At 43.4% G+C, this 15,628-nt stretch carries 14 protein-coding genes; 9 read left to right on the forward strand and 5 right to left on the reverse strand.

Annotation, left to right across the window (positions count from 1 at the left end):
* The first annotated feature begins 19 nt into the window (after positions 1 to 19).
* On the forward strand, positions 20 to 322 hold the full coding sequence (locus E0Z06_RS01755) for a hypothetical protein (RefSeq protein WP_132581343.1): 303 nt from the start codon (positions 20 to 22) through the stop codon (positions 320 to 322).
* Between the two features lie 6 nt (positions 323 to 328).
* On the opposite strand, the gene E0Z06_RS01760 is transcribed toward E0Z06_RS01755, so the two are convergent.
* Entirely contained in the window at positions 329 to 793 is a 465-nt protein-coding gene (locus E0Z06_RS01760; RefSeq protein WP_132581345.1) for a TerB family tellurite resistance protein, read from the reverse strand.
* Positions 794 to 957: 164 nt separating this feature from the next.
* Between E0Z06_RS01760 and E0Z06_RS01765 the strand changes: the two genes are divergently transcribed.
* Entirely contained in the window at positions 958 to 1,779 is an 822-nt protein-coding gene (locus E0Z06_RS01765) for a M90 family metallopeptidase (protein ID WP_132581347.1), read from the forward strand.
* Here the strand turns inward: E0Z06_RS01765 and E0Z06_RS01770 are convergent.
* Complete coding sequence (locus tag E0Z06_RS01770) at positions 1,776 to 1,964, reverse strand: hypothetical protein (RefSeq protein WP_132581349.1); 189 nt, start codon at positions 1,962 to 1,964, stop codon at positions 1,776 to 1,778. The two genes, E0Z06_RS01765 and E0Z06_RS01770, sit on opposite strands and share 4 nt — an antisense overlap.
* 137 nt (positions 1,965 to 2,101) lie before the next feature.
* Here E0Z06_RS01770 and E0Z06_RS01775 point away from each other — a divergent pair, with 137 nt between their 5' ends.
* Positions 2,102 to 3,073: a calcium/sodium antiporter gene (locus E0Z06_RS01775; protein WP_132581351.1), complete on the forward strand. Its 972-nt coding sequence runs from the start codon at positions 2,102 to 2,104 to the stop codon at positions 3,071 to 3,073.
* A 39-nt stretch (positions 3,074 to 3,112) separates the two neighbouring features.
* Here E0Z06_RS01775 and E0Z06_RS01780 read toward each other — a convergent pair whose 3' ends face one another.
* On the reverse strand, positions 3,113 to 4,198 hold the full coding sequence (locus E0Z06_RS01780; RefSeq protein ID WP_132581353.1) for a DUF2891 domain-containing protein: 1,086 nt from the start codon (positions 4,196 to 4,198) through the stop codon (positions 3,113 to 3,115).
* 167 nt (positions 4,199 to 4,365) lie between these two features.
* Here E0Z06_RS01780 and E0Z06_RS01785 point away from each other — a divergent pair, with 167 nt between their 5' ends.
* The 5 genes from E0Z06_RS01785 to E0Z06_RS01805 all read left to right on the forward strand — a co-directional run bounded on the left by E0Z06_RS01785 (position 4,366) and on the right by E0Z06_RS01805 (position 12,005).
* The gene (locus E0Z06_RS01785) at positions 4,366 to 6,597 is read left to right on the forward strand and encodes a S46 family peptidase (RefSeq protein WP_132581355.1); all 2,232 of its coding nucleotides are present in this window, start codon (positions 4,366 to 4,368) and stop codon (positions 6,595 to 6,597) included.
* Between the two features lie 41 nt (positions 6,598 to 6,638).
* Positions 6,639 to 7,262, forward strand: a complete 624-nt coding sequence (locus E0Z06_RS01790; RefSeq protein WP_132581357.1) for a LysE family translocator — start codon at positions 6,639 to 6,641, stop codon at positions 7,260 to 7,262.
* A gap of 156 nt (positions 7,263 to 7,418) precedes the next feature.
* Entirely contained in the window at positions 7,419 to 7,661 is a 243-nt protein-coding gene (locus E0Z06_RS01795) for a DUF2892 domain-containing protein (protein WP_132581359.1), read from the forward strand.
* Positions 7,662 to 7,674: 13 nt separating this feature from the next.
* Positions 7,675 to 8,784 (forward strand): efflux RND transporter periplasmic adaptor subunit, encoded by a 1,110-nt coding sequence (locus E0Z06_RS01800; RefSeq protein WP_132581361.1) that lies wholly within the window; start codon positions 7,675 to 7,677, stop codon positions 8,782 to 8,784.
* Between the two features lie 8 nt (positions 8,785 to 8,792).
* Positions 8,793 to 12,005, forward strand: coding sequence for an efflux RND transporter permease subunit (locus tag E0Z06_RS01805; RefSeq protein ID WP_132581363.1), 3,213 nt, complete (start codon positions 8,793 to 8,795; stop codon positions 12,003 to 12,005).
* 68 nt (positions 12,006 to 12,073) lie between these two features.
* On the opposite strand, the gene E0Z06_RS01810 is transcribed toward E0Z06_RS01805, so the two are convergent.
* The gene (locus tag E0Z06_RS01810) at positions 12,074 to 12,715 is read right to left on the reverse strand and encodes a PEP-CTERM sorting domain-containing protein (protein WP_132581365.1); all 642 of its coding nucleotides are present in this window, start codon (positions 12,713 to 12,715) and stop codon (positions 12,074 to 12,076) included.
* Between the two features lie 330 nt (positions 12,716 to 13,045).
* Here E0Z06_RS01810 and E0Z06_RS01815 point away from each other — a divergent pair, with 330 nt between their 5' ends.
* Complete coding sequence (locus E0Z06_RS01815) at positions 13,046 to 14,170, forward strand: glycosyltransferase family 4 protein (protein WP_132581367.1); 1,125 nt, start codon at positions 13,046 to 13,048, stop codon at positions 14,168 to 14,170.
* Here E0Z06_RS01815 and E0Z06_RS01820 read toward each other — a convergent pair.
* On the reverse strand, positions 14,167 to 15,546 hold the full coding sequence (locus tag E0Z06_RS01820; protein WP_132581369.1) for a cation:dicarboxylase symporter family transporter: 1,380 nt from the start codon (positions 15,544 to 15,546) through the stop codon (positions 14,167 to 14,169). The two genes, E0Z06_RS01815 and E0Z06_RS01820, sit on opposite strands and share 4 nt — an antisense overlap.
* Between the last annotated feature and the right edge of the window lie 82 nt (positions 15,547 to 15,628).

Genomic DNA, 15,628 nt, shown 5'->3' on the forward strand with positions numbered 1-15,628 from the left:
TTGGTGAATTGAGGTAAATATGTTTTCTTCGTTTAAACAACAAAGCGGCCAATGGCAGCAAATGTTTGCCCGTCGCCAAAGTGCAGGGCCGCTGCAGCGGTTGCTAGCTTGGTTTATTTTAGGTGTTATGTTACTCGCTGGCGCAGCTATTTTAATCTTTATGCTGTTATTAAGCTGGATTTTAATTCCTATTTTTCTGTTTCGTCAGCGGGCCAAGATTAATGCTTGGCAAAAACAGCAACAGGCCGCAGCTGAGCAAGCGTCAGCGCAGCAGGGCCATACTGTGATTGAAGGCGAAGTGATTAACAAGCGTGAAGATTAAATTAGGCTACTGGCTGTTGTCACAAACAGCCAGTTTGGCTTGAATGTAATCGCTATGGCGAATAAACAATAAATCGGCAATTTTACGTAACATCGCTTCTTCATTTGGGTCTAGAACCTTATCAGCGTAAGCCTGCTGCCATAGGTTATCTAACAAAGCTAAGCGCGAGTCATAACTTAATTGTTTTAATTGGCTAGTAAACTGATGCAGTGAAATTGCGTCTTTAGCTTGTTGCTTGGCTAAAGTAACTGCGGCGTTAGCATCGGTATCTGACAGAGCAAATTCTTGCTTAACATAATGCTGCGCTAAGGCAAGTTCGGTTTCGTCGCTATTAAAGTCGGCGTAGGCAACCATCAACATTAATGAAACACAGGCTAATTGCGCATCAGTTAAACCATAAGTTAGGTTGCCGCTACTGGTCGTTAGGTTGTCGTTAACTTTATCAAATAGCGTTTTAAACAGTTGAAACATCGTTAGTCCTAATTTGTAATAAATGCGCGAATTAGAGCCAAAAATTAGGCTAAAGTTCGAGTGTTAGGTCAATCTGCGCGCGCTTCATTATACACAACTTGAAAAGCCGTAAACTACCCCGCATTAAGCTTACAGCATATTGCAGTATTAATTTGAGGTGTTCTGTGGCTGTATTTATTACCCTGTTGTTAGGTGCAGCAATAGTCGCGTCAATATTATTGATACCAAGCTGGCGCCATTATCAGCGTAGCCAGCTAATGGCAAAACCTTTTCCTGCGCCGTGGCGCGAGATATTAAAACGTCACTTCCCCTATTTTCGGGCATTACCGGCAGATTTACAGTTGCAGTTAAAAAAGCATATTCAGGTGTTTGTGGCAGAAAAACAGTTTATTGGTTGTGAAGGCTTAACAGTTACTGACGACATGAAAGTGGTTATTGCCGCACAGGCTTGCTTGCTATTGCTTAATCGCCCTGATTATTACTATCCCAAGTTACGGCAAATTTTAATTTATCCTGCGGCGTTTATCGTTAACGCTAAGCAAGCGGATCATGCCGGCGTAATGCATGAGCAGCGTCGGGTATTATCGGGCGAATCCTGGGGCTTAGGTAAAGTAATTTTAAGTTGGGCTGCAACATTAGATGGCGCGGCTAACCCTACCGATGGTCGTAATGTGGTTATTCATGAGTTTGCGCATCAGTTAGATCAAGAAAAAGGTGTCGCCAATGGCGCACCGCTATTGCAGCGTAGCGGCGATTATCAGCAATGGTCAGGTGTCATGGCAACAGAGTTTAGCCAGTTACAGCAACAAGCCCAAACAGGGCAGCAAAGCTTATTTGATCACTATGGTGCAACTAACCCCGCGGAGTTTTTTGCGGTAATAAGCGAAGTGTTTTTTGAACAACCGCAGCAACTATCTGCGCTTCACCCACAGCTATATCAGCTATTAAGCCAATTTTATCGGCTTAATCCATTAAGTTGGTGTTAAAAGCCATCCCGAAAAAACACGTATTTAATGATCTGAGCACCCACCAAAATAACCATTAACGGAATAATATAACGGCTTAGCTTGGCATTTTTTTCTTCGTCGCGGCTGCCGTATTTTTCTGTCAAAGTAACCACAATAAATAACGCGGCAAAGAGTAATGCTAAAATAATAATTAAGGTGGTCATGATTTGCTCCAAAGTAAACTATGGCAAAGCTTAACTGGTTTAAACTCGAGTTTCAAAAAAACATATAGGCCATCTGTGCGGCGATCTAGGCGGCATGTTATGCTGTGCGTAATACATTAATGTTAAGGAAATGAGTGATGTTACTGGCAGTGGTGGCGTTAATTGCAGGGCTAGTTTTGTTAGTGTGGAGTGCTGATCGGTTTGTTGGTGGCGCTGCTGCAACCGCGCGTTATGCCGGTATGCCGCCATTATTAATTGGTATGTTAATTGTTGGCTTTGGCACCTCGGCACCCGAAATGGTGGTATCGGCTATGGCCTCCGCTGACGGGAACCCAGCCTTAGCGCTAGGTAACGCGTATGGTTCTAACATTACTAATATTGCGCTTATTTTGGGCTTAGTTGCACTGCTGAGTCCTATTGCGGTGAACTCACAGGTATTGCGCAAAGAATTGCCGATACTGATGCTGGTAACATTATTTGCCGGTTGGCAACTGTTCGACCATCAGCTTAGTCGTCTTGATGCTTGGTGTTTATTAGCGGTGTTTTTTGCGTTAGTTAGCTGGTCGATATGGCAGGGTATGCGAAACCCTCAAGATACCATGGCTATCGATATGCAAGGTGAGCTTGCGCAGAGCAGCAGTATGACGTTAAAACAAGCCATTATGTGGTTAGTTGTTGGCTTGGTACTGTTAATTGCTGCGTCACGCTTGTTGGTTTACGGCGCCGTATTTATTGCGCAAAGCCTAGGCGTTAGTGATTTAATTATTGGTTTAACCGTGGTCGCAGTAGGTACGTCGTTACCTGAATTAGCGTCGTCACTTATTGCGATTAAAAAGGGCGAGCACGATATTGCGCTGGGCAATATTATTGGCTCTAACTTATTTAATACCCTAGCCGTGGTGGGCATAGCTGCAGCAATTAATCCGATGGCAGTAGATGCCGTAGTATTAACCCGTGACTGGACTTTAATGGCCGTGCTAACCGCAGCCGTATTTGTGATGGGTTACGGTTATAAGAAGCAGGGCCGAATAAACCGGCTTGAGGGCGCAATTTTATTAACGATATTTGTTGGTTACACCGGTTATTTAATCAGCACAATTATTGTCTAGCACTGTCAAAATGGCGGTGTAACCACCTAAATAGCGCTATTATTTAGCGCTATTTAGGGCATGAATGGCAAAACTGCCTAGCCAATGGCCACCTTCGTAGCTGTCGCCAATTAGGTTTGGATAAGAGTACGCGACATGTTTATCGGCTAGTTTCCGTAAATGCGCATATTGTGGGTATTGTTTTGCTAAGGCGTATAAATTCCAAGCACGGCTAAAATTCAACCCATCTAGATGTACTAACTTGCCATCGGTTCTGTCACTTACTTCACCTACTGCCAGTTGATAATCTTTGTCAGCCAGCTGCGGCATAAAATTATTTAGCCAAGTTAAAAACTGCGCTGCTGGCAGTACGCGCTGCATTAAGCCCATTTCCTCTAAACAAGGTGAGATAAAATCGTAGCCACTTGGCTCCCAACTTATTGGGCAGTTTTTATCCTGCATAAAGTAGTGTTTAGCGCGCTCGGCGATAAGTTGTTGTAGTTGGATGTGTTTATTAATAACAGCATAGTCGTAAGCGAAACTTAAACCAAAAGCGGTATTTGGGTGCTCACCTACGCGAACTGGGTATAAAAGCCGCGGCAAAAAAGCTTGGTAGCGAGTGACAATAAGATCGGCCAGCGGTTGTAAGTTTTCCGCTAATTCAACGGCCAGAGGGTCTTGCCATGTCCGCAGTTCCGCCGATAGCTTTAATAACCACGCCCAACCATAAGTGCGCTCGAACGAGGCATTAATATCTTTACCGAAAAACTCAACTTCTTGCGCTACTTTTTCAACAGTTAAATTGCGTTTTAGCACGGCTTTTACTTGTTCTGCTTCTGCTAATTCTGGAAATTGCCGCAGTAAGCTAACCATAGACCAGTAACCATGAGCTGCGCTGTGCCAGTCAAAACAGCCATAAAATATCGGGTGTAGCACTGACGGTTCTTTTAAGTCGGCCGCACTAGATAATACCTGCCCTGTTTTATACGGGTAGGGCGTTTCTACACAGTGTAGTGGCAGTGCTATAAGTTTATTAGCTTCGGCTAAGGTTAGGTGGTGGCTAGTATTAGGTTCGACAGCGCTGGCTTGGCTACACCAGTTAACGCCAACAAATATAACACTGTAAATTAGGGTACGAATTTTCATAACATTACCTTATTGGGCTAAAAGTCGATTAAGTTTATACCTAATGCCTAAGCAAATAATTATTTAAGCCTAAATTTTCCCTGCTGAGCCGATCTGGGTTGCACCCTAACCTTTAACGTGGATAATTTAGCCAGCATTACAAATACAACTAAAATCTTGAGAGCATTATGAAAGCAATTTATTTATTAAGCGCTGTCGCCTTAGGCGCAAGCTTATGCGTTTCTGCTGATGAAGGGCAGTGGCAGCCACATCAATTAGCTGAGTTACAAGCAGAGTTAACCGCTAAGGGCATTGCCATTCCGGGTAAGCAGCTGGCAGATTTAAGCCAATATCCAATGAGCGCTATTGTTAGTATGGGCTATTGCTCGGCTTCTTTTGTCTCACCTAACGGCTTAGTGGTAACTAACCATCACTGCGCTTACAACGCTATTCAAAATAACTCGAGTAAAGAAAACAACCTAATTGAAAAAGGCTTTTTAGCCAAAACAATGGCTGAAGAGTTATCAGCTGGCCCACAAGAGCGTTTATATATTACTGAAGCGGTAACTGATGTTACCGCACAGGTTTCGGGTAGCTTGGCGGCAGGTTTGTCGGGGGAGGCGCGTTATAACGCCATTGAAGCAAACCGTAAAGCACTGATAAAAAGCTGTGAAGCCGATCCTAACTATCGCTGCTCGGTAGTAAGCTTTCATCATGGTTTAGAATATTTTCAAATTAAACAGTTAATGTTACAAGATGTGCGCTTAGTGTATGCACCGTCTGATGCGGTCGGTGGCTTTGGTGGTGATATCGATAACTTTGAATATCCGCGCCATAGCGGTGATTACACCTTTATTCGCGCCTATGTTGGTAAAGACGGTAAACCAGCGCCTTATTCGGTTGATAACGTACCCTATCAAAGTAAGCATTTCTTAAAAGTAAGTGCCAGTGGCGTGCGCCAAGGCGATGGTATTTTATTAGCGGGTTACCCGGGTAGCACCAGTCGCTATCGCTTAGCCGACGAAATAGCCTTTGCTGCAAACTGGCAATACCCAGCGCAGGTGAAAACCTATCAGCAAATTATTGATACCATTGACCGTTTAAGTGCGTCAGATGCCGATATTCAAGTGAAATATGCGTCCACGGTTAAAAGCTTAAACAACCGCATGAAGAAACTGCGTGGTTTACTTGATGGTTTTAAAGTTACCGATATTCATGCCATTAAACAGCAGCAAGAGCAGGCGTTAACGGGGTGGATTAATGCCGATAAAGCCCGTAGTCAATATCAGCAAAGCATTACTGCGTTACAGCAGGTTATTGATGCTGACCAAGCTTTTACTCAACAAACCTATTATTTTGAAACCGCTAAGCGCAGCGATCTACTGCAAACTGCCATACTGTTATATCGTCTGGCCCAAGAAAGCCAAAAACCTGATGCCGAACGTGAAATGGGCTTTCAGCAGCGCGATTTAAGCATGATTGAAGGGCGTTTAGCGCGGATGGAAAAAAGCTTTCACCCGACGATGGATTTAGCCATTTGGTCAGAGCAATTAGCTGAGTATTTAGCGCAGCCTGATAGCGTGCGTGTAACCGAGCTAGATACGGTATTAGGCCTAAATGCAGGTATGAGCCAAGCAGAAGTCAGTGCCAAGTTAATAACTTTATATAGCCAAAGTAAATTAGGTAGTATCGCAGGCCGCACCAGCTGGCTAGGTAAAGCGCCAGCTGACTTTGTGCAAAGCGATGACCCTTTTATTCGTATTGCAGTGGCTATTTATGACAAAAATAAAGCTTTGCAACAGCAAGAAAAAGAATTAAATGGTCAGCTATCGGCAGTTCGTCCAGCGTATATGCAAGCGCTTATTGCTTACAATAAAACTCAAGGTAAGCCAGTCTATCCTGATGCTAACAGCACCTTGCGCATTTCTTATGGCTCGGTAGATGGTTACCCAGCACAAGATGGCGTATATAAAACACCGTTTACCTCGGTACAGGGGCTAATTGCTAAACGCAAAATGGAAGCACCATTTATCGTGCCAGAAAACCTGGTTACAGCTTATCAAGCAGGTAACACCGAAGGGTATTTTTATGCTGACTTAGCTGCTAAGCAATCTCAGCCTTGGCTGTGCCGTATATTTAGTTGCCCACAGCCTGAGATAAAAGCTTTTAACTCGGTGCCCGTTAACTTTTTAACCAGTGCCGATACTACCGGCGGTAACTCAGGTTCAGCGGTAATGAACGGCAAAGGTGAACTAGTAGGCTTAAACTTTGATTCGACGTATGAGTCGATCACTAAAGACTGGTATTTCAACCCAGAAATTACCCGTGCCATTCATGTCGATATTCGCTATGTATTGTGGCTAATGCAATATGTTGATGGCGCCCAAAATCTGCTAGATGAAATGCAAATAGTGAGATAAATTGAGGCGGGTTATCCCGCCTTTTCTTTTATGAGAAACCTATGGTTAATTTGGCGTTGTTAGGGGCTTTCATTCCTACCTTTTTGTTTGTTTCAATCACCCCTGGCATGTGTATGACATTAGCCATGACGTTAGGCATGAGCCAAGGCGTGCGGCGCACATTCTGGATGATGTGGGGCGAAATGCTGGGTGTGGCATTGGTGGCAATTTTGGCCGTGTGTGGTGTTGCTGCCATGATGCTGCAATTTCCAGAAGTGTTTCAGGGTTTTAAAGTAGTGGGTGCGGCTTATCTTAGCTACATTGGCGTACAAATGTGGCGAGCAAAAGGCAAGCTTGCTTTGCCTAAGGCTGATCAGACGGCGCAATTAATGCCGCGGCGTACGTTATTTAATCAAGGTTTTATTACTGCTGTATCTAACCCAAAAGGGTGGGCTTTTCATATGGCATTGTTACCGCCGTTTATTGATAGCCAGCTTACCTTTTGGCCGCAATTATTGGTACTGGTGGCCATTATTCTACTGCTTGAGTTTTTATCCATGCTGGCTTACGCCAGTGGTGGTAAAGCGTTGGGCGCATTTTTCCAGCAACAAAACAAAGTACAGTGGTTAAACCGTATTGCTGCTAGTTTAATGTTTGCCGTCGCGCTGTGGATGTTATTAGGCTAGTTTTGCTCTGCCTACCTTGTCTTATTTAAACCCTTAGCTTATTTGTTAGTGCTAATAGCGCTGTTATATCCTGCTATACTTTAATTTAGAATCTGCTAATATAATGCTTGTATATTGCCTTTTACTAATATTCAGCTAACTTAACCGAGGTTAATTATGTCGCAATCAACAGCAACAACTAATATTGAAACATTAGTATTTCGCTTTGCCGGTACTTTTATCCTGCTAAGCGTATTATTAGCGCACTTTCATTCGGCCAATTGGCTATGGTTTACCGCTTTTGTTGGAGCAAATTTATTACAGGCGTCGTTTACTGGTTTTTGTCCGTTAGTCATTATGTTGCGTAAGTTAGGTGTTAAATCAGGTTGTGCATTCCCGCTTAAAACGGTAGAGAAATAAGACAAGGCTAATCATGAATAAACTGATTATTGCAGCAATTATCACCCTGCCACTAGTGCTTAGTGGTTGCGGTGAGGCACCGGCACCACGACAAAAGACAGCAGCTGCGGGTATTGAGAATTTGCAGCGAGTAAATGCGGAGCACGCACAAATTAATGACGAAATTGAATTGGACGGCATTATTGAGGCGGTTAATCGTGCCGTAGTATCAGCCCAAACCAGCGGTCGAGTGCTGGCATTGCCGTTTGATGTTGGTGACGTTGTGCTTGAAGGCGAAGTTATTGCCGGTATTACCGATACTGAACAGCAGGCTGCTTTAAGTAATGCCAAAGCCCAACTTGCTGAAGCGCAAGCGCGCTTTATGGAAGCTGATCAGCAGCTAAAGCGTATTAAAGATGTGTTTGAGCGCGGAGTGGTATCAAAAGCCGAGTTTGATCAGGCTAAAGCCGCGCAAAAAACTGCGGCGGCCAGAGTTGAGTCGGGTAAGGCAGCGATTAACAATGCCGAGCAAGGCTTGGTTTATACGCAAATTCGCGCGCCTTATAGCGGCATTTTAGTGCAGCGTCTAGTTGATGTTGGCGCTACGGTGGCACCGGGCACACCATTGCTTGAAGGGGTGTCGCTTAAAGATTTACGGGTGGAAGTAGATATTCCCGAGCACTACATAGTCGCGCTACGTCAGCATAATAAAGCGCGTATTATTCTGAATAACGGCGCCTCTATTACTGCGAAAAGCTTGCGGATCCCGCCATCAGCAAATGCCGCAACTCACAGTTTTCGCACCTTGCTTGAACTACCTGAAGCTGAGCATGAACAACCTGAAGCTGAGCATGAACAACCATTATTTCCGGGCACTCTAGTCAAGGTGGCATTTGCCATTGGCAACAGCGAGCAAATTCTATTACCGAATAGCGCTATCGCAAAGCGGGCTGAAATTAGTGCAGTGTACGTGTTTAACGGTGCGCAACAGCTTGAGTTTCGCTATGTACGAACAGGTAAAATCTTAGCAGACGACAAGGTTGTTATTTTGTCGGGCTTACAGCATGGCGAGCAAGTTGCTTTAGACACCGTTGCCGCGGCCAGCGTATATAAAACGCAACGTTTTGCTGCGCAAGATAAATAGGGGAAATTATGTCGACTAAACCCCTTGGTATTGCTGGGCGCATAGCTAACGTTTTTTTGCTGTCTGAAATTACCCCACTGTTAGCCTTAGTGGGCTTATTACTAGGACTATTTGCCTTAGCAATAACACCGCGCGAAGAAGAGCCACAAATTAACGTCACTTTTGCCAACGTTATTATTGCCTTTCCCGGCGCTAGCACCAAAGAGGTTGAGTCTCTGGTAACCGTGCCGGCAGAAAAAATAGTGTCTGAAATTGCCGGTGTGCAACATGTTTATTCTATGTCGTCACCCGGCATGGTGGTGCTTACCGTACGTTTTGAAGTGGGTGAGCCACGCACCGATGCCATTGTGCGTTTGTATAATGCGTTTTACTCTAATAAAAATGCTTTGCCCTATAACCTTGGCGTATCGCAACCGTTAATTCAGCCGAAGGGTATTGATGATGTGCCCATTGTTACTGCCACCTTGTGGAGCCATAACCCTGAGATCGGCAGTGCCGAATTACTTAATATTGCCCATGGTATGGAAGCGGAGTTGCAGCGAGTGCCTGGCACCCGAGAAATTAAAACTATTGGTGGCGCGCCTGCTGTTGCCCTAGTGCATTTTGAGCCTGCGCGTTTGGCATCGTATCAGTTATCACTTACCGACATACGCAACGCGTTATTCGCGGCGAATACGTCTGCCGCTGCCGGTAATCTTGTTAGTCAAAACACCGACATTCAGCTACAAGTAGGCACGTTTTTAACGTCAATAGAGGATATTGGTCAGTTAGTAGTGGGGGTATTTAATAACGCGCCAATATTTTTGCGTGATGTCGCTAGCGTATCCTTGGGTGCAGACACACCTAGTAGCTATGTGGCCTTTGGTGTTGGCGCTGCCAGTAATATTGATGCCGCAGGTAATTATTCCGCTGTTACCATAACGGTAGCAAAAAAGCCGGGTGAAAATGCAGTCGAAGTTGCTAATGGTGTACTGACACGCTTTGAGCAAATGCAGGGCATTTATTTACCAGATAGTGTTGAGGTTACTTTTACCCGCAACTACGGCGTTACTGCAGAAGAAAAAGCCCAAGCGCTAATTAAAAAACTGATTTTTGCTACCTTATCGGTCATTGTCTTAATATTTTTTGTACTGGGCCGGCGTGAAGCGGTTGTAGTGGGTGTGGCGGTAATTGTTACGCTGGCTATTACCTTATTCGCTTCTTGGGCGTGGGGCTTTACGCTAAATCGTGTGTCACTGTTTGCACTGATCTTCTCCATTGGTATTTTGGTCGATGACGCCATCGTGGTAGTAGAAAATATTCATCGCCATATGACGCTTGGCGGTATGTCGTTAAAACAGTCTATTCCACTAGCAGTAGATGAAGTGGGCGGGCCAACTATTTTGGCTACCTTTACCGTTATTGCTGCATTGTTACCAATGGCTTTTGTTACCGGTTTAATGGGCCCGTATATGCGGCCTATTCCAATTAATGCGTCTATAGGCATGCTAATAAGCCTAGCAGTGGCCTTTATTCTTACACCTTGGTTATTTTTAAAGTTATTTAACAAAGACGCTATAACGGCACACGCACCAGAGCAACAAGCTAGCCGATTACATAATTTCTTTGCACAATTACTTACGCCCTTTCTTAATGCACGAAGTGGCCGCGGTAAGCGGGTAATGCTGTTGGCTGGTATTGTGTTATTAATCGCTGTTTCTATGGCGTTAGTAGCTAGTCAGCATGTGGTGATGAAAATGCTGCCGTTTGATAATAAAAGTGAATTTGAGCTAGTAGTCGATATGCCAGAAGGCACTAGCCTAGAACAAACTTATGCCACCTTGCAGGCATTAGCTAACGATTTACAAGCCTTGCCTGAACTGGATAACTATCAGCTGTATGCAGGCACCGCGGCGCCTATTAGCTTTAATGGCTTGGTACGGCAATATTATTTGCGTAATCAGCCATTTATGGGTGAAATTCAGGTAAATCTTAGCCATAAAGATAAGCGTACTCGTAAAAGCCACGCTATTGCTTTAGAGGCACGGCAGCTTATCGCACAAACTGCCCAGCAATATAATGCTAATGTGAAAATTGTTGAATTACCGCCGGGCCCTCCTGTGCTGGCGCCATTAGTCGCAGAAATATATGGCTTAGATTATCAGCGCCAACTAGAGGTTGCGGCTAATGTAAAAGCCGTATTTATGGCCACAGAAAACGTGGTTGATGTTGACGATACGGTAGAAGCATCGCAGCAAAAGTGGATATTAGTGGTCGACCGCGCCAAAGCAGCAAAGCTAGGTGTTAATCAAGCGACTATTGTTGCCGATATTAATGCCGCGGTTGCTGGTGAAGATGCGTCGTTTTTACACGATGATTATACGGCAGTGGCTATTCCTATCCGCTTAACTTTGCCTAGTGGCGCGAAAAGTGATTTGCTAACAATACAAAATTTACGTGTACGCTCTATGTCGGGTGAATTAATAGCGTTATCTGAATTAACCCAACTGGTTAAGCAGCAGCGCGAGCAAACTATTCACCGTAAAAACTTATTACCGGTTGTGTATGTTACTGGCGATGCCGCGGGTGACACCGACAGTCCGCTATATGGTTTAGCCGCCATGTCGGCAATGCTTGAACGTACACCAGTATCCGCAGAAGACAAAATAATTGAGCAATACTTTACCAGTCAGCCAGAAAGCCCTTATCAGTGGAGCATAAAATGGGATGGCGAGTGGCAGGTTACTTATGAAACCTTCCGCGATATGGGCATCGCTTATTCTATCGGGCTAATTATGATTTACCTGCTAGTAGTCGCGCAGTTTAAATCGTATTCAATACCGCTAATTATCATGGCACCCATTCCTTTAACCATTATTGGTATTATGCCCGGCCATGCGTTATTGGGGCAGCAGTTCACTGCACCGTCGATGATCGGCATGATCGCCCTCGCGGGTATCATAGTTAGAAACTCTATCTTGCTGGTCGACTTTATTCAGCAACAGGTTGCGGCAGGTAAAAACTTACAGCAAGCTACGATAGAAGCCGCAGCAGTGCGCTCAGTGCCCATTGCGTTAACCGCAGTAGCAGCCATGATGGGCGGCTTCTTTATTCTTGACGACCCGATATTTGGTGGCTTAGCAGTTTCGCTTATTTTTGGTTTGCTCATATCAACATTGCTAACACTGCTAGTAATACCCGTGGTGTACTACGCGTACCACTACAAAACCGAAGCTAGTTAAGCAAACCTAGCCAATAAAAAAGCCCTTGTACATTGCTGTCAGGGGCTTTTTCGTTTAGCTAATTAAGCTTACTTTTTAAAGCGACGTAACATCAACAAGCCTAAGCCTAATAAGGCAATGCTAGCTGGTGCTGGCACTTTAGCTGGCTCATCAGCCACTGGCTGTGATGCTGCTGTGCCGTATACGCTTAAGTTAGCGCTGTATAAGTTGAAGTTATTTGCACCGAAAGCTTCTTCAGAAAACCAAAGACTGAATTTTTTGCTATCGACAATATCGTTAAATAACGATGATAACGTGTTCGCATCAAACACAAACGTTTGCTGAGTGATACCGCTTGCGCGAGTCAGTTTTGTTTGCTCGGCCAAGGTAGCACGTTGGCCATTGCTTGCAGGCAATATGCGCCAATCTTCGTTAAAACAAAAAATAAAACAATAGCGGTTATTAGTGCCAGAGAAAGTTAAATCAAGCTCAAAATGGCTAATCGTAGCAAAATCTAATGCTGAAAAGTCAAACACGTCAGCAAAACGTTGACAGCCACTTGAGGTGTCTTTAATCGTTATGCTATTGGCATTTTTGGTATCACAAGATTTTGTGCCCATTGAACTTGGGATATAGCTTGTGGTGCCATAGTTATGTTCAATATTACCAATTAGACCAGCAAAGCTGCTGCTGCTAAACAGTAAGACTGCAGAAAATAACAATTTATTCATGTAAAACTCCATATTTTTTAACGTAACGTATTGTTTATAAATGACTAATTTTAGTTATGCATTAATCGAGCCAATTTTACAGTCTCTGCTGTAGCCTTAGTGGCGTCTAGGGCGTTAAAAAAATGGATATTGAACGGCAATGAAATTTGCAATGAGACGTAAAAAAAACTGACAGCTGAGACGAAAGGCACTTTGTTTAGCTGCTTAGCTGAATACAGAAAATTACAATTTATGTAATTATGTTGTAAATGTAGAGTCGGTAAATATGCTAGAATGCTGTGCTATTCATTGCACATCAACGCAACAAAATACCGAGTTAACTGCAGCATTATGCCTAATATCTATATTGTTTACCGCGCCATGTTCTCTACCGATGGCATTATGCATACCATAGGTGGTATCGAAAATTACATTTTAAGCCTTTGTGATGTTTTTACACAGCAAGGTTGGCAATGTCATATCGTACAACCAGCCAAGCAGGGGTTCTCGTTACAGCAACAAAATTATACTATTCATGGCGTCAATACTGGCCTGTATCGCGGTAACTTTAAAAAGTATGCACTAGCCAATTGGGTGCGTAAACAGGCAGATAAACAGAATGATATTGTAATTTTTGCTACGGACTCTTATGCGGTAACCATGCAAGGGTTTAAAACCCTTGCCATTCAACACGGGATCTCGTGGGATAAGCCAAGAGCAAGCAAACAGTCAATAATACAGTTTTTTTCATCGCTGCTAAATCAGTATAAATATTTGTCTTATATTAAACCTAAGTGCAGCTTAGTTTGTGTAGACCATAATTTTGTTAATTGGTATCGCACTTGGTTTAATATCGATAAACAGCATATAAAGGTTATTTATAATTTTTATAATGAAAAGATTGGCGAAAAAGAGTTTGCTGAAAAGTGGTCGTCTGAAAATTCAAAACTAAATATTATTATAGCCCGCCGCTTTGTCGATTATCGCGGCATTAAACTTATCGCCCCCATTATTAAACAACTTTTGCCACAATATAATGTGCAAGTAAGCTTTGCTGGTGATGGCCCGCTAAAACCTTATTTAGAAGCGTTATTTGCTAATGAAGCAAAAGTAACGTTGATGCAATATGGGCCAAACGAAAGCTTTAACGTGCATAAAAACCAGCATATTGCGATTATTCCTACCTTAGGCTCAGAAGGCACATCTTTGTCTATGATTGAAGCTATGGCCGCTGGCTGCATGGTTATTAGTAGTGACGTTGGTGGCTTATCTAATATTATTATTAACGGTTTTAACGGTCGGCTTGTTATACCTAATACACTAGAATTTACTCAAGCGTTAACCGCCAGCTTAAGTAATTATCAGCAAAGTAAAACTATGGCGTTGAATGGTCTGAAATCGATTGAACACGCATGCTCAAAGGCAACCTGGGCCAAAGATTGGCTAGATACTGTTAATACATTACGCTTGGCCTAGGAAATTGTCTGTAGTGATTGTTTTTCAGACAGCTTGAGCACTTTGCTAGTAACTACGCCAGATACCATTGCACCTGATACATTCAATGCCGTGCGAGCCATATCAATTAACGGCTCTATAGAAATGAGTAAAGCGACTATTTCTATAGGCAACCCCATAGTAGGTAATACCACTAACGCGGCAAAAGTTGCACCACCGCCGACTCCAGCAATACCAAAAGAGCTAATAACAACAATACCCACTAATGACGCGATAAATTCGAATGTCATAGGATCAATACCGACGCTTGGTGCTACCATCATCGCCAGCATGGCAGGGTAAATACCGGCACAACCATTTTGGCCAATTGTCGCACCAAAAGAGGCAGATAAATTAGCAATAGCGGGTGGCACGTTAAGCTGGTTAACTTGAACATCAATATTCATTGGTATTGAGGCGGCTGAGCTGCGTGAGCTAAAAGCGAAGGTTAATACTGGCCAAATCTTTATAAAATATTGCTTAGGGCTAACGCCAACTAAACCGATTAAGAAACCGTGTATAACAAACATTATTAAAATGGCGATATAAGAAGCAATAATAAACGCCAACAAGTTAAGAATATCGTTACTACTTGAGTTGGCAACAACACTCGCCATAAGCCCAGCAACACCATAGGGCGTTAAGGCAATAACCATCTTAACTAAACTCATAACAATGGCTTGCAAGGCGTTAACACCGCTGCGAATAGGAACAGCAAGTTCATTTCGCTCTAGCATTACCTTACGGGCAGCAATACCTACTAATACGCCAAAAATAACCACCGCTATAATTGAGCTAGAGCGCAGGTTGCTTAAATCGGCAAACGGGTTTTGTGGAATAAAATTTAACAGCATTTGCGGTACTGTTAAATCGGCTATATTCGCTGCTTTGCTTTGCAAAGCTGTCATTTGCGTCGCCTCACGGCTACCTGCTACTAAGCCTTCGATACTAAGATCAAAGCCATAGGTAACCGCAATACCCACCAGCGCAGCAATGGCAGTCGTAAATAATAAGATAGAGATGCTAATAAAAGAAATTTTACCTAACGAGCCTTGGTTTTCAAGCTTAACTACCGCAGCAATCATAAAGATCAGCACTAAAGGCATAATGAGCATTTTTAATAGCCCAACATAACCTTGGCCCACTATGGCAACCCAACCTAATACATCTTTTATAACCTGCGGCTGCTCGGCAAATAGAAACTGCAAAACTAAACCAAATACACTACCCAGAATTAAGCCTAATAAAACGCTGCGTGATAAATTTTTATTTTTTTGCGAGAAAAGATAGATCGCGAACAATAAGCCAACAAAAATCGCTAACATAAAATATGCAGCAACTGACGCTGTAACTGGCATAGTATCCTCATCAAAATAACTAGGGAGCAGGATACTCTAGCGCTTAGCGAAAATTTAAGACAATACGCTTTAGCTATGACTT

It is taken from the genome of Rheinheimera sp. D18 (assembly GCF_004345025.1).
In the GTDB taxonomy this organism is placed as follows: Bacteria; Pseudomonadota; Gammaproteobacteria; order Enterobacterales; family Alteromonadaceae; genus Alishewanella; species Alishewanella metallidurans.